This window comes from Providencia sp. PROV116, assembly GCF_028482485.1.
Lineage (GTDB): Bacteria > Pseudomonadota > Gammaproteobacteria > Enterobacterales > Enterobacteriaceae > Providencia > Providencia rettgeri.
Genome location: NZ_JAMPQO010000014.1, coordinates 17,794 through 40,702, shown reverse-complemented (window position 1 = coordinate 40,702; position 22,909 = coordinate 17,794). Strand labels below are relative to the sequence as shown.

At 39.9% G+C, this 22,909-nt stretch carries 22 protein-coding genes; 14 read left to right on the top strand and 8 right to left on the bottom strand.

Translation table 11 applies throughout. The features are described from left to right. Positions 1-6: 6 nt before the first annotated feature. Positions 7-738: a 16S rRNA (uracil(1498)-N(3))-methyltransferase gene (rsmE, locus tag PSE72_RS10010; protein ID WP_115166703.1), complete on the bottom strand. Its 732-nt coding sequence runs from the start codon at positions 736-738 to the stop codon at positions 7-9. A gap of 279 nt (positions 739-1,017) precedes the next feature. Here rsmE and PSE72_RS10005 point away from each other — a divergent pair, with 279 nt between their 5' ends. Further along, positions 1,018-1,827 (top strand): prepilin peptidase, encoded by an 810-nt coding sequence (locus tag PSE72_RS10005; protein WP_254178905.1) that lies wholly within the window; start codon positions 1,018-1,020, stop codon positions 1,825-1,827. Between the two features lie 57 nt (positions 1,828-1,884). Here PSE72_RS10005 and PSE72_RS10000 read toward each other — a convergent pair whose 3' ends face one another. Beyond that, positions 1,885-2,529 (bottom strand): DsbA family protein, encoded by a 645-nt coding sequence (locus tag PSE72_RS10000; RefSeq protein ID WP_004914127.1) that lies wholly within the window; start codon positions 2,527-2,529, stop codon positions 1,885-1,887. Between the two features lie 172 nt (positions 2,530-2,701). Beyond that, positions 2,702-3,574 (bottom strand): MBL fold metallo-hydrolase, encoded by an 873-nt coding sequence (locus tag PSE72_RS09995; protein WP_115166705.1) that lies wholly within the window; start codon positions 3,572-3,574, stop codon positions 2,702-2,704. 132 nt (positions 3,575-3,706) lie between these two features. On the opposite strand from PSE72_RS09995, the gene PSE72_RS09990 reads away from it, so the two are divergent. Then, positions 3,707-4,627, top strand: coding sequence for a LysR family transcriptional regulator (locus tag PSE72_RS09990; protein ID WP_217007900.1), 921 nt, complete (start codon positions 3,707-3,709; stop codon positions 4,625-4,627). Here PSE72_RS09990 and PSE72_RS09985 read toward each other — a convergent pair. Then, positions 4,601-5,536, bottom strand: coding sequence for a LysR family transcriptional regulator (locus tag PSE72_RS09985; protein ID WP_198641888.1), 936 nt, complete (start codon positions 5,534-5,536; stop codon positions 4,601-4,603). The genes PSE72_RS09990 and PSE72_RS09985 overlap by 27 nt on opposite strands. Before the next feature lie 126 nt (positions 5,537-5,662). On the opposite strand from PSE72_RS09985, the gene lysA reads away from it, so the two are divergent. After that, a complete protein-coding gene (lysA, locus tag PSE72_RS09980; protein WP_198641889.1) occupies positions 5,663-6,922 on the top strand; it encodes a diaminopimelate decarboxylase in 1,260 nt (419 codons plus the stop codon). Between the two features lie 152 nt (positions 6,923-7,074). Next, positions 7,075-7,938 (top strand): hypothetical protein, encoded by an 864-nt coding sequence (locus PSE72_RS09975; protein WP_238563095.1) that lies wholly within the window; start codon positions 7,075-7,077, stop codon positions 7,936-7,938. A gap of 55 nt (positions 7,939-7,993) precedes the next feature. Here PSE72_RS09975 and fadE read toward each other — a convergent pair whose 3' ends face one another. Then, positions 7,994-10,459: an acyl-CoA dehydrogenase FadE gene (gene fadE / locus PSE72_RS09970; RefSeq protein ID WP_115166707.1), complete on the bottom strand. Its 2,466-nt coding sequence runs from the start codon at positions 10,457-10,459 to the stop codon at positions 7,994-7,996. A gap of 390 nt (positions 10,460-10,849) precedes the next feature. Between fadE and lpcA the strand changes: the two genes are divergently transcribed. Both lpcA and PSE72_RS09960 read left to right on the top strand, forming a co-directional pair. Beyond that, positions 10,850-11,428: a D-sedoheptulose 7-phosphate isomerase gene (lpcA, locus tag PSE72_RS09965; protein ID WP_004914109.1), complete on the top strand. Its 579-nt coding sequence runs from the start codon at positions 10,850-10,852 to the stop codon at positions 11,426-11,428. 28 nt (positions 11,429-11,456) lie between these two features. Next, positions 11,457-12,224 (top strand): class II glutamine amidotransferase, encoded by a 768-nt coding sequence (locus PSE72_RS09960; RefSeq protein ID WP_004914108.1) that lies wholly within the window; start codon positions 11,457-11,459, stop codon positions 12,222-12,224. On the opposite strand, the gene PSE72_RS09955 is transcribed toward PSE72_RS09960, so the two are convergent. After that, positions 12,195-12,932 (bottom strand): L,D-transpeptidase family protein, encoded by a 738-nt coding sequence (locus PSE72_RS09955; RefSeq protein ID WP_109911969.1) that lies wholly within the window; start codon positions 12,930-12,932, stop codon positions 12,195-12,197. The two genes, PSE72_RS09960 and PSE72_RS09955, sit on opposite strands and share 30 nt — an antisense overlap. A gap of 416 nt (positions 12,933-13,348) precedes the next feature. On the opposite strand from PSE72_RS09955, the gene PSE72_RS09950 reads away from it, so the two are divergent. The 8 genes from PSE72_RS09950 (at position 13,349) to nqrM (ending at position 20,703) form a co-directional block, all read left to right on the top strand. Continuing rightward, on the top strand, positions 13,349-14,692 hold the full coding sequence (locus PSE72_RS09950; protein ID WP_115166708.1) for a Na(+)-translocating NADH-quinone reductase subunit A: 1,344 nt from the start codon (positions 13,349-13,351) through the stop codon (positions 14,690-14,692). A 4-nt stretch (positions 14,693-14,696) separates the two neighbouring features. Continuing rightward, entirely contained in the window at positions 14,697-15,935 is a 1,239-nt protein-coding gene (locus tag PSE72_RS09945; protein ID WP_004914105.1) for an NADH:ubiquinone reductase (Na(+)-transporting) subunit B, read from the top strand. After that, a complete protein-coding gene (locus PSE72_RS09940; RefSeq protein WP_004914104.1) occupies positions 15,928-16,722 on the top strand; it encodes a Na(+)-translocating NADH-quinone reductase subunit C in 795 nt (264 codons plus the stop codon). Before PSE72_RS09945 ends, PSE72_RS09940 begins: the two co-directional genes overlap by 8 nt. Next, positions 16,715-17,344, top strand: coding sequence for an NADH:ubiquinone reductase (Na(+)-transporting) subunit D (locus PSE72_RS09935; RefSeq protein ID WP_004914102.1), 630 nt, complete (start codon positions 16,715-16,717; stop codon positions 17,342-17,344). The genes PSE72_RS09940 and PSE72_RS09935 overlap by 8 nt, the downstream gene beginning before the upstream one ends. Before the next feature lie 4 nt (positions 17,345-17,348). Beyond that, the gene (gene nqrE / locus PSE72_RS09930; protein ID WP_115166709.1) at positions 17,349-17,945 is read left to right on the top strand and encodes an NADH:ubiquinone reductase (Na(+)-transporting) subunit E; all 597 of its coding nucleotides are present in this window, start codon (positions 17,349-17,351) and stop codon (positions 17,943-17,945) included. A gap of 15 nt (positions 17,946-17,960) precedes the next feature. Further along, positions 17,961-19,187 (top strand): NADH:ubiquinone reductase (Na(+)-transporting) subunit F, encoded by a 1,227-nt coding sequence (gene nqrF / locus PSE72_RS09925; RefSeq protein ID WP_004264766.1) that lies wholly within the window; start codon positions 17,961-17,963, stop codon positions 19,185-19,187. A gap of 239 nt (positions 19,188-19,426) precedes the next feature. Beyond that, entirely contained in the window at positions 19,427-20,458 is a 1,032-nt protein-coding gene (locus PSE72_RS09920; RefSeq protein ID WP_042851653.1) for an FAD:protein FMN transferase, read from the top strand. Between the two features lie 17 nt (positions 20,459-20,475). Next, entirely contained in the window at positions 20,476-20,703 is a 228-nt protein-coding gene (gene nqrM, locus PSE72_RS09915) for a (Na+)-NQR maturation NqrM (RefSeq protein ID WP_004914094.1), read from the top strand. A 335-nt stretch (positions 20,704-21,038) separates the two neighbouring features. On the opposite strand, the gene PSE72_RS09910 is transcribed toward nqrM, so the two are convergent. Both PSE72_RS09910 and PSE72_RS09905 read right to left on the bottom strand, forming a co-directional pair. Next, entirely contained in the window at positions 21,039-21,206 is a 168-nt protein-coding gene (locus PSE72_RS09910) for a hypothetical protein (RefSeq protein ID WP_217007902.1), read from the bottom strand. 574 nt (positions 21,207-21,780) lie between these two features. Next, positions 21,781-22,695 carry a glycerophosphodiester phosphodiesterase family protein gene (locus PSE72_RS09905; RefSeq protein WP_004914092.1) on the bottom strand — a complete coding sequence of 305 codons (915 nt, stop codon included), beginning with the start codon at positions 22,693-22,695 and terminating at the stop codon, positions 21,781-21,783. Positions 22,696-22,909: the final 214 nt, after the last annotated feature.

The window sequence follows — 22,909 nt, the reverse complement described above, 5'->3', positions numbered from 1 at the left end:
TTCTCCTTACCCCAGATCACCTAAGCGCACTTGTAGTGCTGTGATAGCGGTTAGCGCAGTCGTTTCTGTTCGTAATACTCGAGGCCCTAACAGTATATCGGTAAATTGATAATTTGCTGTCATGGCAATTTCGTCTGCTGACAAGCCACCTTCCGGGCCAATCAACAATCGTACTTTCTTCAGTTCAGAGGGTAACGTATTAATACTTTCTGTTGCTCGTGGGTGCAAATTGACTTTAAATGCACCGTCAGTTTCCGCGCACCATGCTTCAAGGGTTTGTACTGGGCGAATTTCTGGAATTCGGTTGCGGCCACATTGTTCGCAGGCAGCAATCGCAATTTTTTGCCATTGAAGTAATTTTTTATCGAGCCGTTCGCCATCTAGGCGAACACCACAACGTTCTGATAACAAAGGTGTTATTGTATTAACTCCGAGTTCGACAGATTTTTGGATAGTAAATTCCATTTTTTCCCCACGAGACATGACCTGCCCGAGGTGTAAATCGAGAGGGGATTCTCTATCGTCAACTTGGCTATTTTTAATGTGTACGAATACATTTTTTTTAGTTGCTTCAGTAATTTCAGCACTAAAGGTTTTATTGCTGCCATCAAAAAGTTCGAGTTTTTGGCCTGCAGTCATGCGCAGTACTCGACCTACATGGTTTGCAGCATCATCACCAAGAGAAATTGTTGTGTTTATTTGAAGAGGCTCTGGGTGATAAATGCGTGGAATGCGCATAGCTTTTCCTTAGTACAGACTGGGTTAATAAATAATATAACTTTGATGAATATGGGGGTTGAATTGTTAAACTCAAGCGCTGCTACCTAGTTTATAACGAAATACTGACCTTTTATAGTATGTCTGTGCCATAGGTGACATCTTAAACAGTGATGAAAGTAAACTAGAAGATCATGATATTCGAATAAACCGACTCTACTCAACGGAATTAAAGTGTTGGGGATAGCAGAAATTCACAGTATATTTATTTTTATCTCCATAAAGGAATAAGGAGTTAATATGAGGGAGTTACTCTGTACTTTAATATCATCGGTTATATCTATTATTTCGCCGTCTGAGCAATTTACATTATCATGTCAAAATGATAAATCTATAAATATCATTGATTTTATTTGTGTTTTTTCTTCTTTTTTTATGCTGCTAATATCCTTTTTTACGACTAAAAAACTACTTATTTATTTACCCGTTGTTCATTTTGATAAATCCAAAATTATTATTAAAAATACTGTTTTACTTCTAATATATAGTGTACTAATTTTTATAATATATTATTCATCTAATAATTTACGTATTATTTTATTTTTAACATTATATATTAATTTAATAATACCATTATTTATCATTGATAATAAAATAGGTTATCTCCCTGATGTTCTTACGTACCCATTATTATGGGTGGGGTTGCTATATCAAATTCACTTACCAAATGGGAATGTAGTCTCAGCTATTTATGCAGTACTGATCAGCTACTTAGTGATGTTAATGGTGGTTACATTGGTTGAAAGACAAACTTATCAACCACAAATGGGGAGAGGGGATTTTAAACTTGTTGCCGCTTGTTCGGCTTGGCTTGGCGTTTGGGAGTTACCTTACTTTTTGGGCACCGCTGCAGGGTTGGGGCTATTACAATACTGGGTTAACTTTGGGCTATGGCCTAAAATATACCAAAAAAAGCAACTGGTAAATCTAGCCCACGCCGAGATATTATCTGAGGTGCAAATAGCTAAAACAACGAAGACGATTCCATTTGGCCCCGCGTTAATTATTAGTGCTAGCACATGGTTGTATTTATCAATAATTGAATATTAAATTAAATGACAACCTTATGCGCATATTTGAAAGGTGGCTTATTAAAAAGAGTGATTATTAAGACGCTGCGGTTACCAAAGAATCTAAAAATTGCTGCCATTTACTCGGCTCACCGAGGTAATTCTGTAATGGAACTCGTAACCATTTCCCCTGTTGTTGTATTAACAGAGTTGGAAAACCGGATGCACCTGACTGCGCTAACAGAGCCTTACTTGTTTCAATGTGGGCCGCAGTTTCATGTTGCTCACACTCACTGTAGTCGGACACATACTGGGTTACATCGAGGCCAATTTCTTTGGCGAGCTCAAGAAGTACCGCGGTATCTTTAATATGGCGTCCTGAAATGTAGTGTGTTTTTTGAATGGCTTTAAGCATCTCAAAGCCTTTGCCTTGCTTGGTTGCCGCTAATATAGCGGTTTGCGGTGGTGTTGAGTCCATAACCAAATTAGGTTCGTGTAGCATTTTTATATAGTCATCGCCAAATACTTGCCCTGTCATGGATGCAATGCGCTTATCAGCTTGCAGAATATATTGGCGAAAATTATCATCTAAATGTAGGCGTGCATTGCCAGCTAACATACCACCACCATGCATTTCAATGTTGATACTTGGATGTTGGTTGGCAATTTCGATTAAAGGCGCAGCGGCATAGCACCAGCCGCAATAAGGGTCATAAATATAATGTAGGGTGATATTGCTCATAATCGTTCTCTCTATTTGATCTTTTTAAATAATTTTAGTTAAGTTGTATCATTATCATCAAAAAATTAATACCACTACCATTCGGTGAAATCAGCCAAATTGCTTTTAGTCATTCAGTGAGTTGCTACGGAACATACCGCGCAAAATGGCTGTAATAGTGAGTATCACTTGGTTATTGAGGCCACTGCATTTCGCCTTTAACAACTTTTGCACTAAGTTCTAAACTTGATTTGTCATCCAATTGTGGATATTTTACCGCAATTTTTTGGATGAGTTCATCTGAGTTTTTACTTGTTTTTGCTGCATTTTCAAAATCTTGTAAGTATTTTTGAGTAAAAGAAACCGTGCTTGTATCTAATTTAGATGCTCCCGTAAAGTGACCGGGAACAACGGTTATTGGGTTCAGTGCTTTGATGTCTTTTAATGTTTGCTGCCAATTTTTACGTGACTCTTCTGTTTGTGTATCTGCTACCCAAACATGAATATTGTCAGAAACAATAACGCCCCCTACAACGGCTTTTAATGATGGAACCCAGACATAAGTTCTATCTGGTGATGCGCTATCAAGGCCTTTAATTTCAAGTCGTTCACCATCAACTGTGAAGCTATCTCCTTTAATGACCTCAGGGACGATAATATGGGCAGGTGCCTCATCTTTTAATACACCACCCCAGTAAGCCAGTTTGCCATCTTTAGTTGCTTTAATGGCTTCAACTGTATTTGCTGTCGCGACCACTTTAGCTTCAGGGAAGGCGTTTGTTAGGGTATCGAGCCCAAAATAGTAATCTGGATCTGAGTGGCTAATATAAATCGTGGTTAATTTCTTGTTGAGCTTTTTAATTTTATCAACCAATTGTTGTGCATCATTTTTTTGAAATTGTGCGTCAATTAACACCACTTCACTTGAACCGCTAATAATTTCAGAGGAAACCGGAAATACGCTGTTATTTCCAGGATTATAAACGTCTAATTTTAGTGTTTCAGCTTGGGTCATATTTATCGTAGTGGCGAATAACGCGGTTGCAGCTAATAAGGTAAATTTCATTTTGTATCCTAAAATAAAGTTATACAGGAAAGCTTGTTTTTTGCATGGCGTGTATATTAAATTGCAATGATAAGATAAAAAACCCCATAATTAGGTGTTGTTTGTTGCACAATTCGGTCAAATGAGAGTGGTATGGATAGATTAAAGGCAGCAGAAGTATTTATTACTATCGTTGAACAAGGCAGCCTAAGTGGAGCAGCAGAAAAATTAGAGATGTCGAGAGCGATGGTGACTCGCTATTTGTCGGAAATGGAACAATGGGCGGGAGTGCGTTTATTAAATCGTACCACGCGGAAATTAAGTTTAACTTCAGCGGGGGAAGGGGTATATCAACAATCTTTGCAACTTAATGCTATTTCCCAAATGGTCCCTGTGCAGCAAGAGCTTGATGCAAAAGCATTATCTGGTTTAGTGCGCATTAGTTGCTCACAATCTATTGCCCAAAGTGCGCTTTCTGTGGCTATTGCTGAGTTTATGAAACTCTATCCAAATATGGCTATAGATATGCAAATATCGAATAAATCAGTTAATTTAATAGAGGAACGAATTGACTTGGCGATCCGCATCACTAATCAACTGGAGCCGAGTTTAATCGCAAAACCATTGTCAACTTGCCATTCTGTCATTTGTGCTTCACCTGATTTTTTAAAAGGGAAAAAATATCCCGAAAAACCAGAAGATTTAGTTTTACTCGATTGCTTAACCTACAATTTTTTTGGTCGTAGCTTATGGGTCTTTGAAAAGGCAGGTATGCAGCATAGTGTATTGGTTGATGGGCCATTAAGTGCGAATGAATCCGTATTTCTCGCTGAGGCAACATTGCAGGGCGCGGGTATCTCTATGCAACCATATTATTCTGTTGCTGATCATTTGTCCTCAGGGGCGTTAGTTCAACTATTACCTGAATATACGCCAATGCCTCTAGGTATTTACGCTGTGTATACGAGTCGGCAAAAAATGCCAACTGCATTGAGGGTGGTGATTGATTATCTCGCTAATTGGTTTGCAACTTCACCTCACTGGCAGTTATTGATGCAACAGCGCGGAAATTAGCTGGGTTTTTATTTGATTAAAGTTATCCTTTAAATGTTGAGTAAAAATATTGGTCAATTGTGATGAAGGGCGGTGAATAGGTTTTATCAAGCTAACGGTAAAAGGAATGGAAAAGCTGAGTGGGCGCAGAGCCAACTTCCCAGCAGATTGTTGATGAAAATCTAATGCAGTTAAAGGGTTAACAATAGAAATCCCAATCCCTTTTAGTGCCATAGCGCAAATAGATGATGCTGAATGCGTCTCCATGACCATTTTGCGCTCGATATGGTGCTCCGCAAATGTTGAGTCAATCAACTGACGATAGCTGTCAGTTAATGATAGGCTAATAAAACGTTGGCCTTGAAAATCATTGGGGGTTAGGACTTCTTTTTGGGCTAAAGGGTGGTTTGCGGGTAAGACACACACTTCATTTAAACTTCCCAGTGTTTGTTGTTCAGTGCCCGGAGGCATTTGCAAATGTTCTGTTAAACCGAAATCGTAACGCTGAGCGGACAACCATTCTTCAAGAACAGGAGACTCTTGCGGGATCACTGTGATGCTGACATCAGGGTAATTTTCCATAAACGATTGGCAAACATGGGGCAATAAAGATTGCGCGAAAGCAGGTAAACAGGTTATCGAGATTTGGGCATGTTCGAAGCGTCGGATAGTTTCCGCTGAGTTTTTAATGCGTTCCAAACCATAATAAGAGCGTTCGACTTCTTCAAGAAACCGTAATCCTTGTGCTGTTGGCTGTAGACGTCCTTTGACCCTATCGAATAACTTAAACTGTAAAAGGTATTCTAAGCGAGCAAGTTCACGGCTGATAGTTGGTTGTGAGGTGTTTAGCAGTGCAGCGGCTTCCGTCAGGTTGGGGGCTGTCATTACTGCACGGAATATTTCAATGTGCCGCCATGAAATGGCTTGCATAGGAAGTCCTTAAATAAAGTCTATATCAAATATGAATAGACTTTAGCAAAATAGATATTTTTTTTCCCGTATTATTCTTTGAATAATAGCTTTTAATATAATAAAAACTTGCAAACGAGAAAGACAATGACTTCATTCGCAACGACAACAAGCCAATATTTAACACCTGAATATTTACGTGTATTACCTGAGCAGTATGGTAGCCCTGTTTGGGTTTATGATAGCGCGGTGATTATTGAGCGTATCAAGCAATTACAAGTTTTTGATACTGTCCGCTTTGCACAAAAAGCATGTTCGAATATTCATATTCTGCGCTTAATGAAACAACAAGGCGTTAAAGTCGATTCTGTTTCTTTAGGGGAAATAGAACGTGCGCTGGTGGCAGGGTTCCAGCCTGGACGTGAGAACTCAGAAATCGTATTTACAGCAGATGTGCTCGATAGAGCCACATTAGCGAAAGTGACTGAGCTAGATATCCCTGTGAATGCAGGCTCTATTGACATGCTTGAGCAAATTGGCGAACAAAAAGCTGGTCATCCTGTTTGGTTACGCATCAATCCAGGTTTTGGTCACGGCCATAGCCAAAAAACCAATACTGGTGGTGAAAATAGTAAGCACGGTATTTGGCATGAAGATTTACCTGCAGCGTTAGAGAAAATTCGCCATTACAATTTATCGCTAGTTGGTATCCATATGCATATTGGCTCAGGGGTTGACTATCAACATCTTGCCGATGTGTGTGATTCTATGGTGGCGTTAGTCACAACCGCAGGGGTTGACCTTCATGCCATTTCAGCAGGCGGTGGGTTATCAACCCCTTATCGTGAAGGTGATGAATTAATCGATGTACCGCATTATTACAGCCTATGGGATAACGCTCGCCAACGCATCGAACAACACTTAGGCCACAAAATTGAACTTGAAATAGAACCCGGCCGCTATTTAGTTGCTGAGTCTGGGGTACTATTAGCAGAAGTGCGAGCCGTTAAAGATATGGGTAGTCGCCACTATGTACTTGTAGACAGTGGTTTTAATGACCTAATGCGCCCAGCGATGTATGGCAGCTATCACCATATTTCGGTATTACCTATGGATGGACGTAACCTTGATGGGGCTCAATTAAAAGACACGATTGTCGCTGGCCCTCTGTGTGAATCAGGAGATGTATTTACCCAGTTAGAGGGCGGTTTAGTGGTAACCCGTGCTTTACCTGAGGTTAAAGTTGGCGATTTTCTGGTTTTTCATGACACAGGCGCTTATGGTGCCTCGATGTCTTCAAACTACAATAGCCGCCCATTATTACCCGAAGTGATGTTTGTGAATGGTAAACCACAATTAATTCGCCGCCGCCAAACGATTGAAGAGCTATTGGCTCTGGAGCTGTAAGTCTTCCTTTCATTATAGATAACTGCATCTTACTCATAGGGCTATTATTGTAAGATGCGGTTATTCTGATTCACCACATCTATATTCCCATGTACTTTACCTACCTTATATAAATTCTACGCAACATAATAAAAGCTAGAAGGTAAAAATCAGTGCAAAAAGTGATGAGGGTTCTTCGTAAACTGTATAAGTACGAAAATAGCCAATATGACGTTGGTCGTGAGGTTTCTGTTTATAGTCAAAGTACACTGTCAGCCAAAGAACAATTGGAACTCGCTCGAATTAATTGGCAAGTGAATCACATTGAGTCTTTCAATGACCATGCTGATATTATGCACAAGTTCAACAGTTTAAAAAAAGAGGAAAAACTCAGCCAAGAGCGCTGTTTTGATACTTTTATTGCAGGTGTTGGCGGAAGTTATTTACGAGGACGTTCAGTGCTAGGTGCTTTTCATAAGCTCCAAAATATACAGATTCATGACTATATAGAAAAACCACAATTAGCCTGTTGCTGGGTATGCAGTGATTACAATCGAAAAATTCACATCAACGATAGTTACTTTCAATATTGCTTGTATTACGGAAATTCCTATACAGGTAATACCTCATATGCTTATTTAAATTTAAAACACTTACTTAATGTTGAGCCAGTACAACCGCTTGGGGACGATAAAATTAAATTTAACCAGTTATTGGATTTATTTCGTTCTGCTAAGGATGATGAAACCCCCGGCCATTTTGAAAAGCGTCTGGCTGAAGCCAAAATAATCCCGGGTAATAAATATACACATAGAGGGGTTTTACAATCTTTAGCATTGATCGGTGTGATACCAAATCAGTTTATTCCTTTATCATTAGCGTCGAGGGTTAATTTTGGTGACCTTGTGAGTACTGAGTCCCAGTTAAACAATACTAAAGGTCGCTCAGATATGGAGATGCCATGGGCTGGCTGGAAGGGGCATTTAGGTATTGATGAAGACAAAGTAGCCGAATATTTCAGTGATTATTTGCTTTAAATCTAAATGACAAAGGGAACTCTTGAGTTCCCTTTGATTTACTAGCTAAAATTAATCAAGCCGCTTTCTTTTTCTTACTAGTTTCTTCATTTGAAGGTTCATCTGGTGACTTTTTTGTCGGAAGTACACCCAAATCATCAAACTCAAACTCATCGACGTTAATCGTCCGTAACCGGCTTGCTTCTGCTTTACGCAAGATATCAGCTTCTTCTTGAGTAATTACGTTTTCAGGAAGTAGTTGGTCAGCAAGTTTATCTAAGCGAGTAAAGCTGAGTTTACGCTCTTTCAGGCGGCAGATGCGCTCAAAGATTGGTTCCGCGGCAATGATATCCAGCAAGGCTTGGTTAACTAAGCCATGAGGGTTGTTTTCCGTAGGTGTTAAATACTGCCCACGGCCCAGTCTGTCGCGTGTTTCTGATGGTTCCATCAGAATTTGAGCCAGTTTATGGTCTAGTCGGTCTGATGGTGTTGACATCGCACGGCCAGTAGGGAATAGGGTGATGCGCATTACCCCCGCAACCAACTTGTTAGGGAAGTTTTTCAGGAGATCATCCATCGCTTTTTCTGATTGATATAAACAATCTTCAACCGCCCATTTCACTAATGGTAAGTCTGCTTTTTGACGACCTTCATCTTCATAACGTTTTAAGGTTGCAGATGCGAGATACAAGTTGCTTAAAATATCCCCTAAGCGAGCAGAGATACGTTCGCGGCGTTTCAAGCTACCCCCTAACACACCCATGGCAACATCGGATAGTAATGCTAAGTTGGCACTTTGGCGGTTTAGCATTTGATAGTAACGGCGCGTTTCATCTTTGGTTGGTGCATGACTTCCGCGACCATTGGTTAAACCAAGCCAGAAGCTACGGAATTGATTACTAACCACATGACCTATATGCCCAAATACGGCATTATCGAATTTATGTAAGTTATTATCCTGTGCTGCGGCCATTTCTTCTAATACAAATGGATGGCAACGGATAGCCCCTTGACCGAAGATAATCATACTACGGGTTAGGATATTTGCCCCTTCAACCGTAATGGCGATAGGTGCGCCTTGGTAGGCTCTAGCAACAAAGTTTGAATCCCCAAGACAAATTCCTTTACCACCCGTAATATCCATGGCATCAATAATGGCGCGCTGGCCACGGTGTGTACAGTGGTATTTAACAATAGCGGATAAAACGGCAGGTTTCTCACCTAACATAATTCCAGAGGTGATGAGCGTTGCTGCTGCGTCCATCAGATAGGTATTACCTGCGATGCGAGCTAGTGGTTCTTCAATACCTTCCATTTTACCAATTGGTAATTTGAATTGACGGCGAATATAAGAGTAAGCCCCTGTCGCGATAGCAATACTCTTCAAACTACCTGTTGAGTTTGATGGTAATGTAATACCACGACCAACAGAAAGACACTCAACTAACATTCTCCAACCTTGGCCTGCCATTTTTGGCCCACCGATAATGTAATCGATTGGAACAAAAATATCTTTTCCACGTGTAGGACCATTCATAAATGGAATATTAAGTGGGAAGTGGCGATGACCAATTTCAACGCCAGGGGTATTAGTTGGAATGAGTGCACAGGTGATACCAAGGTTTTTCTCACCACCTAATAGTTTATCAGGGTCTGAAAGCTTGAATGCAAGGCCTAATACAGTGGCAATTGGCGCTAAGGTAATATAGCGTTTGTTCCATGTTAAACGCATTCCTAATACTTGCTCGCCTTGCCATTCACCCATACAAACGACACCTGAATCTGGGATAGCACCGGCATCGGAGCCTGCTTCTGGGCTGGTTAATGCAAAACAAGGGATTTCCTCACCTGTAGCTAAGCCCGGTAAATAGCGTTGTTTTTGTTCATCAGTGCCATAATGTTGCAGTAATTCACCTGGACCTAATGAATTTGGTACCCCTACAGTGATAGCAAGAATACCGGAGACACCAGCGAGCTTTTGTAGAACCTGAGATTGCGCATAAGCAGAAAACTCTAAGCCACCGTATTCTTTTTTGATGATCATCGCGAAGAAGCGGTGATCACGCAGGTATTGCCACACTTCAGGTGTTAGATCTGCCAGTTCATGGCTCACTTCGAAGTCGTTGACCATGCCACAAACGGTTTCAACAGGCCCATCAATAAAAGCTTGTTCTTCTGCGGTTAGCTGTGGTTTTGGATAGTTATGCAATTTATTCCAATCTGGCGCTCCGCGGAAAAGGTCGCCTTCCCACCACGTTGTTCCTGCGTCAATGGCTTCCTTTTCTGTGCTCGACATAGGAGGCATGACTTTTTGGAACATTTTCATCGCGCGGATAGAGAAAAGCGATTGGCGTACAGGAGTGAAGACAAAAGGAAATAATACCAAGGCAACTGGCAGTAACATCCAGTAGCTCCAAATATCGATGACTCCCATAACCGCGGTATAAGCCAATAATAATACTGAGCTAAAAACCAAAGATGTTTTGTGATAACAAAGTACGCCTATTAAGGCGAGAAATAACACGATGCTGAGAAGGATCATAGCGAAGCTCCTGTCTACTTGTAAGAGGTCTGACCTGTTTGTTGCTTTAATCTATACCCATTAATAAAGAATTAGCAATATATTTACATCCTAATTACAACTTAGCTCACAAAAACGTCATGTAAAGGAAAATATCGTAGTAGTTTGTATTATCGGCTCTATGAAAAGTCAGGTTATTGGCTATGAGTCACGATGAATTTTGTCGGTAGGATCAAGACAGCACAATCAAAAGTAGAAACAAAATTATCCCTGTGCAACAATCTGACTATTAAAGATTAATTACTGATATCTATCTGAGTTTTGCCATGGAGCGCCATTTTTCTTTTAGGATAATTTGAATCTGAATTAATCGTGTTTTTTATAACGTATTCTTAATTAAGAGGAAATCTCATGTATCAAGACCTAATCCGCGGTGAGCTGACAGAAGCGGCCGAGACGTTATCGAATTTCCTTAGCGATGACGCCAATATTGCTGCAATCCAACAGGCTGCCGTTTTACTGGCTGACTCTTTTAAAGCGGGTGGCAAAGTATTATCTTGTGGTAATGGGGGCTCTCACTGTGATGCAATGCATTTCGCTGAAGAATTAACAGGGCGTTACCGCGAAAACCGTCCGGGCTATCCTGCGATTGCAATCTCAGATGTGAGTCATTTATCTTGTGTGAGTAATGACTTCGGTTATGAGTATGTTTTTTCACGTTTTATTGAAGCTGTTGGTATGAAAGGCGATGTTTTACTTGGAATTTCTACCTCCGGTAATTCTGGAAATATTATTAAAGCGATTGCAGCTGCGCGTGAAAAAGGTATGAAAGTCATCACATTAACAGGTAAAGATGGCGGGAAAATGGCGGGAACTGCGGATATTGAAATTCGTGTCCCACACTTTGGTTATGCCGACCGTATTCAAGAAATTCATATTAAAGTTATTCATATCTTAATTCAGTTAATTGAAAAAGAGATGGTGAAATAACGTTATTACTGTTTCAGGAGTTTTTTAAATGTGCGAGTTACTTGGCATGAGTGCCAATGTTCCAACTGATATTTCGTTTAGCCTCAGTGGGTTGATTTCCCGAGGAGGTCAAACGGGCCCACATAAAGATGGCTGGGGAATCACCTTTTATGAGGGGCTCGGGTGTCGCACATTTAAAGATCCTCAACCTAGTTTTTTATCACCTGTCGCTCGCTTTGTGCAGGAATATCCGATTAAATCAGAAAGTATTGTTGCTCATATTCGCCAAGCAAACCGAGGGGATGTGTCGTTAGTGAACACTCACCCCTTTACACGGGAGTTATGGGGACGTAATTGGACTTATGCGCACAATGGGCAGTTAAAAGGCTATCGTACACTAAAAACTGGGCGCTATTGCCCGATAGGTGAAACCGATAGCGAATGGGCATTTTGCTGGATACTTCATCAACTCAGTGAAAAGTATCCACGTAGGCCATCGAATTGGAAAAGTGTGTTCCGTTTTATTGCGACACTAGCTGACCAATTGCGTCATAAAGGCGTATTTAATATGTTGCTGTCCGATGGGCAATATATGATGGCCTTTAGCTCGACGAATTTACATTGGCTAACGCGTAAGGCACCGTTTGGTAAAGCAAAATTACTTGACCAAGATATTGAAATCGATTTCGAACAGTGCACGACACCTACTGATGTGGTCTCTGTGATCGCAACGCAACCACTCACGGGCAACGAAAACTGGCAGCGAATTGACCCAGGCAATTTTGTCTTATTCTATCTTGGTGAGCGCATATTGTGATTTAGACCCTAACAATTTTGTTGGGGTCTCAGCTTGGTCAATAACCGCATATTTACCTAAAGAGACTGAGACCTCAGCAGGCCTTCCTGTGCGGTTGAAATACTCATAGGCCGGTTGTAATTGTTTCCAAAAAGCATAGTGGCTGGAATTGCGATAGCGCAGCATATTTTCATTTGTCATTTTAAATGGATAAATGCTGACATTAATGACGGACTGTCCACTGAGTAAGGCTGTTTCTACTGTTTGGTAAATCTCACCCATATATTTGTCCGTCATGGCATAACATCCCACAGAAACGCAACTGCCATGGATCATAAGATAGCTGCCACTATAACCTTGTGCTTTATCAAACTCATTAGGAAAACCAATATTGATAGATCGGTAATACCGACTATTAGGATTGAGCTGTTCGGCAGTAATTTGATAAAATCCTTCTGGACTTTTCAGGTCACCTTCAATTTTTTTGGGGCCTAGCCCGCCAGAAAACTTACAAATTGGGTAAGTTTTCGACAGTTTATATTTTCCTGATGGCGTTTTTTGATAGAGTTCTAATAAACCTTCTTGCTTAAATATTTGAATAAAAATAGATGAGTTTGGGCTATCCGATACGTTATTATTAAGTAGAAATGAATAGTTACTCGCCTGAATAACAGGAGAATATATGAGTACAAATAAGAAAATTGCACTAAAAAATTTACTTAATTTCATATCTAAGCCATATCAAGAAAATGTTATTGAATAAAAAGAGTACATATTTTATGCATTCTAGACGAGTAAATCGAAAATTAATATAGTTTGTTAATAGTTTTTAAATGAACCTTTATTGTTTAAATAATGAACAATGATCGATAAATGTGAGCTTAAATATCGATAATATCGAATTGTTAACAAAAAAATTTAAATATTAATGCAATTTGCTTGAACTATGTCACTTCTATAGCCGGACATAGAGAGTGGGAACTGATAAAATTATGGTTGGCAGAAGATAAAATTTAGTAACAATTATGTGAGAATACCTGCTTAAGTGATGCCTATTGCTTGAGCTATTTTTTATTTAATGAGTCGCTATCATTCATTGCTGAATCGTTAGCTTAGGGTTTAACTGATAAACTTGTGCAGATCTTATGATTAAAATTAAAAAAGGCCTCAACCTTCCTATTGCAGGTGAGCCAGCCCAAGTGATAGAAGACGGCCCGAAAATTCAACACGTAGCTGTGCTAGGTGAGGAATATGTCGGAATGCGTCCTTCGATGCTGGTTAAAGAAGGTGAGCGTGTAGTTAAAGGACAGGTTCTTTTTGAAGATAAAAAGAACCCAGGGGTTTTATTTACAAGCCCAGCCTGCGGTAAAATTGTTGCTATTCATCGTGGTGAGCGTCGTGTGCTTCAATCTGTTGTCATCGAAATTGATGGCGATGAACAAGAAACTTTTTCAGCTTATACTCGTGATGAGCTATCTACATTAACGCAACAGCAAGTCGAAGAAAACTTGATAAAATCGGGTTTGTGGACTTCTTTAAGAACGCGTCCATTTAGCCGTTCTCCACAACCGGGTTCTTCACCTATCGCTATTTTTGTTACTGCAATGGATACCAATCCACTTGCAGCGGATCCTATTTTAGTTATTCAAGAGCAAGAACAAGCATTTAACGATGGGCTTTTGGTTCTAAGCCGTTTAACAGAAGGTAAAATCCATGTTTGTCATGGAGAGGGAGACTTACCGAAGAATACGGCTCATAACCAAATTTCTTATACCCAATTTATAGGGCCGCATCCTGCAGGTTTAGTGGGAACTCATATTCATTTCTTGGAACCCGTTAGCATCAAGAAAAAAGTTTGGAGCCTTAATTACCAAGACGTTATTGCTATTGGTAAGCTATTTGTTACGGGTCACCTATATACAGACCGCGTGATTTCATTAGCAGGGCCACAAGTTGAAAAGCCTCGTCTTCTGCGTACTCGTCTAGGTGCTGATTTATATGAATTAACACAAGGTCAGCTTAAAGCGGGTGAAAATCGTATTATTTCTGGTTCAGTCCTTTGGGGCGTGACATGTGATGATACTCATCACTATCTTGGTCGTTTTCACAATCAAGTTTCAGTGTTAGCCGAAGGTCGCAATAAAGAGTTATTTGGCTGGATTATGCCTGGTGTTAATAAGTTTACGATTACGCGTACCACAATCGGGCACTTCCTGAAAAATAAACGTTTTAATTTCACAACGACAATGAACGGCGGTGAGCGTTCGATGGTACCAATTGGTAATTACGAGCGAGTCATGCCTCTCGATATCATGGTCACTCATTTGTTGCGCGATCTCCTCGCTGGAGACACTGATACATCACAAGAATTGGGCTGTTTAGAGTTGGACGAAGAAGATCTAGGTTTATGTACCTATGTTTGCCCAGCGAAATATGAATATGGTCCAGTGCTACGTGATGTTCTGACCAAGATTGAGCTAGAAGGGTGATTCCATGGGTCTGAAAAATTTATTTGAAAAGTATGAGCACCATTTTGAGCCCGGTGGAAAGTTAGAAAAATACTATGCGTTATTTGAAGCAGTTTCGACTGTTTTTTATACGCCGGGTACGGTAACAAAAGGGCGTTCTCATGTCAGGGATACCATCGACCTGAAACGTATGATGATATTGGTGTGGCTAGCGGTTTTCCCAGCGATGTTCTGGGGAATGTATAACGTTGGTAACCAAGCCATCCCAGCTTTGCACCAATTATATAGCGGGGCGGAGTTACAGCAAGTTCTCGCGAGTGATTGGCATTATAGCTTAGCACAGTTTCTAGGTGCATCACTTTCGATGGATGCAGGGTGGGGAAGTAAAATGCTGCTAGGTGCAGTGTATTTCCTTCCTATTTATGCTGTCGTTTTCTTAGTCGGTGGTTTCTGGGAAGTCTTATTCGCCATGATCCGCGGCCATGAAATTAACGAAGGCTTCTTTATTACCTCGATCCTATTTGCCTTGATTGTGCCACCAACCATTCCTTTATGGCAGGCTGCATTAGGTATCACTTTCGGGGTTGTTGTTGCGAAAGAAATTTTTGGCGGTACTGGGCGTAACTTCTTAAACCCAGCATTAGCTGGCCGTGCTTTCTTATTCTTTGCTTATCCTGCTCAAATATCAGGTGACTTAGTTTGGACTGCAGCAGATGGCTTCTCTGGTGCGACACCATTATCACAATGGGCAACCGGTGGTGAGCATGCCCTAATGAACACGGTGACTCATGAACCTATTACTTGGATGCAAGCCTTTTTAGGTAATATGCCAGGTTCAATTGGTGAAGTGTCAACACTGATGTTGTTTATTGGTGGCGCTCTTATCATGTTCTTCCGTATCGCATCATGGCGTATTGTTGCTGGCGTGATGGTTGGTATGATTGCAATGTCCTACCTATTCAATGCTATTGGCTCTGATACTAACCCGTTATTTGCCATGCCATGGTGGTGGCACATGGTACTTGGTGGCTTCGCATTTGGTATGATTTTTATGGCGACAGACCCAGTATCAGCGTCTTTCACAGACAAAGGTAAATGGGCGTACGGCATTCTGATCGGTGTAATGTGTGTTCTTATCAGGGTTGTTAACCCAGCTTATCCAGAAGGGATGATGCTGGCGATCCTATTCGCCAACCTGTTTGCTCCTCTGTTTGACTATCTGGTCGTTCAAGCAAATATTAAGCGGAGAAAAGCTCGTGGCTAATGAAAAACCAATGAATAACGATAGCGTCGGCAGAACATTTCTAGTTGTTTTTATTCTTTGCCTAGTTTGCTCTATTGTCGTCGCAGGGGCTGCAGTTGGTCTAAAACCACAGCAGCAAGAACAGATTCAGTTAGATACTCAACGTAATATTTTAAGTGTTGCTGGCTTGCTGCAACCTAAAATGACCGCTGAGGAAGTTCAAGATGTATATAAGGATCGTATCGAACCTAAACTTTTGAATTTTAAAACTAATGAATTATCTGATAGCACTAGCCGTTATGACTTAAATAGCGAGCTACGCAGCGAAGAAACGAGTATTGCACTCTCTCCTGCAGAAGATATTGCAAAAATTCGCCGTCGTGCCAATAGCGCTGAAATCTATTTAGTTAAAGATGAAGCTGGAAAAGTATCACAAATTATTTTACCTGTTTACGGCTCTGGTTTGTGGTCTGTCATGTATGCCTTTATTGCGGTAGATGTAGATGGTGTCACCTCTCGTGGTATTACTTACTATGCACATGGTGAAACACCAGGGCTGGGCGGTGAGGTTGATAACCCTCAGTGGAAAGCCCAATGGCCCGGTAAAAAACTGTTCAATGAGCAGGGGGTTCCGGCAATTAAAATCGTGCGCGGTGGTGCGACAGATAACCCATTCGGTATCGACGGCCTTTCAGGTGCGACTCTAACATCAAACGGAATCCAGCATATGTTTGATTTCTGGTTAGGGGATAACGGTTTTGGTCCGTTCCTGAAAAAAGTACGTGAAGGAGCGCTGAATAATGGCTGATTCAAAAGAAGTAAAACGCGTCCTACTTGGACCGTTATTGGATAACAACCCAATTGCTTTACAGGTATTAGGGGTTTGTTCTGCACTGGCAGTGACAACGAAGTTAGAAACAGCACTCGTTATGACGATTGCTGTAACCTTAGTGACGGCATTTTCTAACTTCTTTATTTCACTCATCAGGAATTATATTCCGAGCAGCGTACGTATTATCGTTCAAATGGCAATCATTGCTTCTTTAGTTATTGTGGTTGACCAAATTTTACGTGCATATGCCTATGAAATATCAAAACAACTTTCTGTATTTGTTGGCTTGATTATTACTAACTGTATCGTAATGGGGCGTGCTGAAGCTTATGCAATGAAAGCACCACCAATTGAAAGCTTCATGGACGGTATTGGTAATGGTCTAGGTTACGGTGTGATCCTTGTTTTAGTCGGCTTTTTACGTGAGTTATTTGGTTCCGGCAAATTGTTTGGTATCACAGTTTTTGAATCACTACAAACCGGTGGTTGGTACATGCCAAATGGCCTGTTCCTCCTCGCGCCAAGTGCATTCTTTATCATCGGTATGCTGATTTGGGGGTTACGTACCTTGAAACCAGCTCAGGTAGAGAAGGACTAATCACATGGAACACTATATTAGCCTGTTTGTTAAAGCCATTTTTATTGAAAATATGGCATTAGCATTTTTCTTGGGAATGTGTACCTTCCTTGCGGTATCGAAGAATGTAAAAACTGCTTTTGGACTGGGTATCGCTGTAACGGTAGTTCTTGGGATTTCTGTCCCAGCTAATAACTTGGTATACAACTTAGTATTGCGTGATGGTGCGATTGCTGAAGGTATCGATTTATCCTTCTTGAACTTCATCACTTTTATCGGTGTTATTGCCGCGTTAGTTCAGATTCTTGAAATGATTTTAGACCGCTACTTCCCGTCACTGTATAACGCGTTAGGTATCTTTTTGCCATTGATTACCGTTAACTGTGCCATTTTCGGTGGTGTTTCTTTCATGGCTCAGCGTGATTATAACTTTAGCGAATCGATTGTGTATGGGTTCGGTTCGGGGATCGGTTGGATGCTCGCAATCGTATTGATGGCAGCTATTCGAGAGAAGATGAAGTACTCAGATATTCCATCGGGTCTAAAAGGGTTAGGTATCACCTTTGTGACAACCGGTTTAATGGCATTGGGCTTTATGTCCTTCTCCGGTGTGCAGCTATAAAGGCGAGAAGAATTCATGGAAATTATTATTTTAGGTGTCGTGATGTTTACCCTGATTGTCTTGGTGCTGACAGGCTTAATCCTGTTTGCAAAATCCAAGCTAGTCAACACAGGGAACATCAAAGTTGAAGTTAATGGCGATCCAGACAAAAGTTTTGAAGCTCCTGCGGGTGACAAGCTATTAGGCATGTTATCAAACCAAGGTATTTTTGTTTCATCAGCGTGCGGTGGTGGCGGCTCTTGTGGTCAGTGCCGTGTGAAAATCAAAGAAGGTGGTGGTGATATTCTGCCTACTGAGCTTTCTCACATTAACAAACGTGAAGCAAAAGAAGGCTGCCGATTAGCGTGTCAGGTCAACGTTAAGCAAGATTTAAAAATTGAGCTTCCAGAAGAAATATTTGGCGTGAAAAAATGGGAGTGTGAAGTTATTTCTAATGATAACAAAGCAACTTTCATTAAAGAGCTGAAATTGAAAATTCCAGAAGGAGAGGTCGTTCCTTTCCGTGCGGGTGGCTTTATTCAGATTGAATGCCCGGCACATGTCGTCAAATATGAAGATTTTGATGTACCAGAAGAATATCGTGAAGATTGGGATAAATTTAACCTGTTCCGTTATGTGTCTGAGGTTAAAGAACCAACTGTTCGCGCCTATTCGATGGCAAACTACCCGGAAGAGTATGGCATTATCATGCTAAACGTGCGTATTGCTACGCCACCACCTCGTAATCCTGATGTCCCTCCAGGAATTATGTCCTCTTATATTTGGTCATTAAAGCCAGGGGATAAAGTGACTATTTCTGGGCCGTTTGGTGAGTTTTTCGCTAAAGAAACGGAAGCGGAAATGGTGTTTATCGGTGGTGGTGCGGGTATGGCACCAATGCGTTCTCATATATTCGACCAACTGCGCCGCTTAGATTCTAAACGTAAGATTAGTTTCTGGTATGGTGCGCGTTCTGTTCGTGAAATGTTCTACACTGAAGATTTTGACCAACTTGCAGCAGAACATGAAAACTTTACATGGCATGTAGCGCTTTCAGACCCTATGCCTGAAGACAATTGGGATGGTTATACCGGTTTCATCCATAATGTCTTATATGAAAACTACTTAAAAGACCATCCAGCGCCAGAAGATTGTGAGTTCTACATGTGTGGGCCTCCAATGATGAATGCTGCCGTGATCAAAATGTTGAAAGACCTTGGTGTTGAAGACGAAAACATCCTATTGGATGACTTCGGTGGTTAAGCAACTTAGCTGATTTTATTAGGCTTATCAAAGTCAGTAGACAGTAACACTTTAAAGAGGGAAAATATTTTCCCTCTTTGTGATTTAGTAAATCTATTAAGCGCTAATGAGTTAACGGTTAATAGGTAGGTTTATGATTATTTTGACTGGAACATTCTCTGCATGGGTGACGATGTAAAGTGTGTTAATAGTCTGGGCGGCCTTAACAAAATGCGCTCATGATTGACGCGGAGAAAATTATGCTAAGTAAAAGAATTTATACCTCGGTACTGCTATTTGTTGCAGCACTGTTTCTTACTGCCTGTGGTGGACCTGAACAACAGAATCTTCAGGGGCAAACAATGGGTACGTATTATTCGGTTAAATATGTCACAGATTCTTCGGAGCCAAAGCCTGAAGCAATTCAAGCCGAAATAGATAAACGTTTGGAAGAAGTTAACGACCAAATGTCAACATATCGCCCAGACTCAGAATTAAGTCGTTTTAATCAGTTTAAAGAAGTCAATACACCGTTCCCTGTTTCTGCAGCAACGGCAACTGTAGTTAAAAAAGCCATTGAAATTAATAAGCTGACAGATGGTTCATTAGATGTAACGGTTGGGCCTTTAGTTAATTTATGGGGGTTTGGCCCTGAAGGAAGAGTCACTAAAGCACCTTCGGATGAAGAATTGGCTAAGCGCAGAGCATGGGTTGGTATCGAAAAACTCGCTGTTCAAGATAATAACTTAATTAAAACAATCCCTGAGCTATATGTCGATCTTTCCTCCATTGCGAAAGGTTATGGTGTCGACGTTGTTGCTGAATATTTAGAATCATTAGGTATCAATAATTATATGGTTGATATTGGTGGTGAAGTGCGTACGAAAGGAACAAATGGTAAAGAAGTGCCATGGCGTATCGCAATAGAAAAACCCGCATCGGATGGTGTCAGCCAAACAGCACAAGAGATTATTGAACCAGGTGACCGCTCTATCGCTACATCAGGGGACTACCGTAATTACTTCGAGCAAGATGGCGTTCGTTTTTCTCATACGATAGACCCAAAAACAGGAAAACCAATCACACATAATTTAGTCTCTATTACAGTAATTGCAGAAAATTGCATGAGTGCTGATGGCTTATCTACAGGACTAAATGTTTTAGGGCCTGAAGTTGGCTTTGCTTTAGCTGAAAAAATGAATATTCCTGTTTTTATGATTGTTAAGACAGATAAAGGTTTTGAAGAGCGCTATACTAAGGCATTCGAACCATTTTTAACCAAAAAACAGTAGTTGTAGGAGGATAAAAAATGCTGAATATTTTTATTGCAGCCTTTGCACTGTTTTTGCTGGCCTTTTTAGGTATGTCACTTGGGTATATTATTAAACGTAAGAGTATCCAAGGTAGCTGCGGCGGGTTAAGCAGTATTGGTGTTGAAAAGGTGTGTGATTGCCCTGAGCCTTGTGATGCACGTAAAAAACGTATGGCGCGTGAAGAAGCCCGTCAAAAATTACTGGATAAAAACCGTATTATTTAAATTAGTACTTATATTTGGCCTTAATCTCAATTAGCGAAGTTGATAGAGATTAAGGCTTTTTACAAATAGAAGGTTAATTCACTTATTCTTTATTTTATGAAGCTACTGAGCTTTACTAAGAGCTGTTGAGCAAGAATTTGAATTGGGAAATGAGACATACATTCTTTTAGAATCACCATTAACCCTAATAATAACAGTGTGGTTATCTTCGGGTTTTATTTGACATGAGAAACCATATTCAGATACCCAAGTTTGCCCATACTTCGTGATAAAAAAATTCTCCAGTAATGTATATCCTCTAAAGAGTAATAAAATTGCTCTTTAAACGTTATATGTTATTTATTTTCAATGTTTTTTATTGATATATCACCGTCATCTTGAAAATAAGTTTTACTAGGATGATAAGGGTCTGGGTCCATATCAATACCAACTTGTATTAGATGTTCCCCCCAATAATTCTCAAATGTTAGTTTAAAAAACGATGCGTTAATTTTATTCTTCATCAGACACACTCCCAATTTGAACTATTTCTTTTGAGCACATGTTAAAGCTCGGGTAGCAAACGGTCATTTCTTTTTTATTACCATCAAAGCTAATAACGATTTGGCAGTTTTAAGCCTTATTTGCATTGCAATTTAAGAAACTACCACTGCTCCATTTTTTCCTATCTTTAGTAGTGATATTACCTATCCAAGCACTTAATCCAGTATAACTATATGAAATACTGAATGTGTTTTTTGTTTATATGGTTATCGGGTATATTGTAGGTAAAAAAATTTATCATATTCATCTTCAGTACAGTGATAAATGATTTCTACTTTTTTAATATCTTGATTCTACTTATTTTCAATAGAAATAGTTCCAGATGATTTAGCCATATCTCCCTCTTTGTAATATTAATTATGAAAAATAATATTTAGTGAAGATTTATCATGATCTTCTTTACTGAAGGTGTAATTAATATAGGTTGTTACTTTTTAATGAAAGGAATCACAATAAAACTGATTAATTAAAAATCAAATAAGCTACTTAATTTTAATAACGAGATAAAAAATAAGTAGCTTAGTTAAATAAATATTATTTTTTGAACGCTTCAGGTGAGTCAACCATTACAGCATCCACACCAATTTCTTTTGCGAGTTGGTAGTCACTTTCATTATTAACGCCAAAGACAATGATATAAGCATTGCCATTTTTTCTAAAACAATCGATGGCTTCTTTATCCCATGAAAGGGTCGCTGGTGAGCGAGCTTCACCTAATGTATATTTTTCGACTACTTCAACTTTACGATGTAGTTCAAAGCCATACCAGCGAGTTGTTGTTTTGTCATTTTCTATTGAACATTGATGGTTCATCACGACATTTGCCAACAGGGTGCGAGTCTCATCACGACTTTCAAATAATGGGATCTTTGGAGAAAGGGATTTGAGTGCTTTTAAAAATTCATCATTAGTGGAATAAAAACGTACTTGGTTAAATGCATTAGTTTTATCTAAGAGAGCTAAAATCGCCTTTGCTTGAATATCAGGGTTGGCGTCAGGGGATTTTAAATCTACGTAGAAAGTTGTGTCTGGGTATTTTTGCAGAATATTTTCTAGTGTAGTGATAGTTGTTTTTTGTAAGGGGAATTGCTGATTATGTTTTTGACTAAACTTATAAGCAGCATTGACATGATTGAGTTGTTCTACTGTATAAGCAGATACGTTACCTTTTTTGTCCGTCAATGAATCTAGATCACTCGGACGATATAGGACTAATTGATTATCTTTACTAAGTTGAACGGTAAGCCAAATAGCATCGGCATTATTTTGCTTGGCTAAATCAATGGCATAAATTGTATTTTCTGGTGCATCTGCTGTTCCTGCACGGTGAGCTACAATTTTAGGGGATAGCGCTAAATTAGGGGATAGTGCGAAAACTGTTTGGCTAGCAAGCAGCATAATGAGAGGAGCCATAAATTTAACATATTTTGATGTTGATATCATTGCCATAGAGATGATCCATAAATAGTTTTTCAAGGTATTGTTGTTGGTAAAACAACTCTTTTTATTACTTTTTTGTTTAAAAGTAAGTAGTAATACTTATTTTTAAGACAAACTTTAAATCGAATCTAGAGTTGGATAGCTTGGCAGATGATTATTGCAATAATATGAATTACCTAATTATCATGGAGTTAGCTTTTTCATTCGTCAATTTTATGGTGAT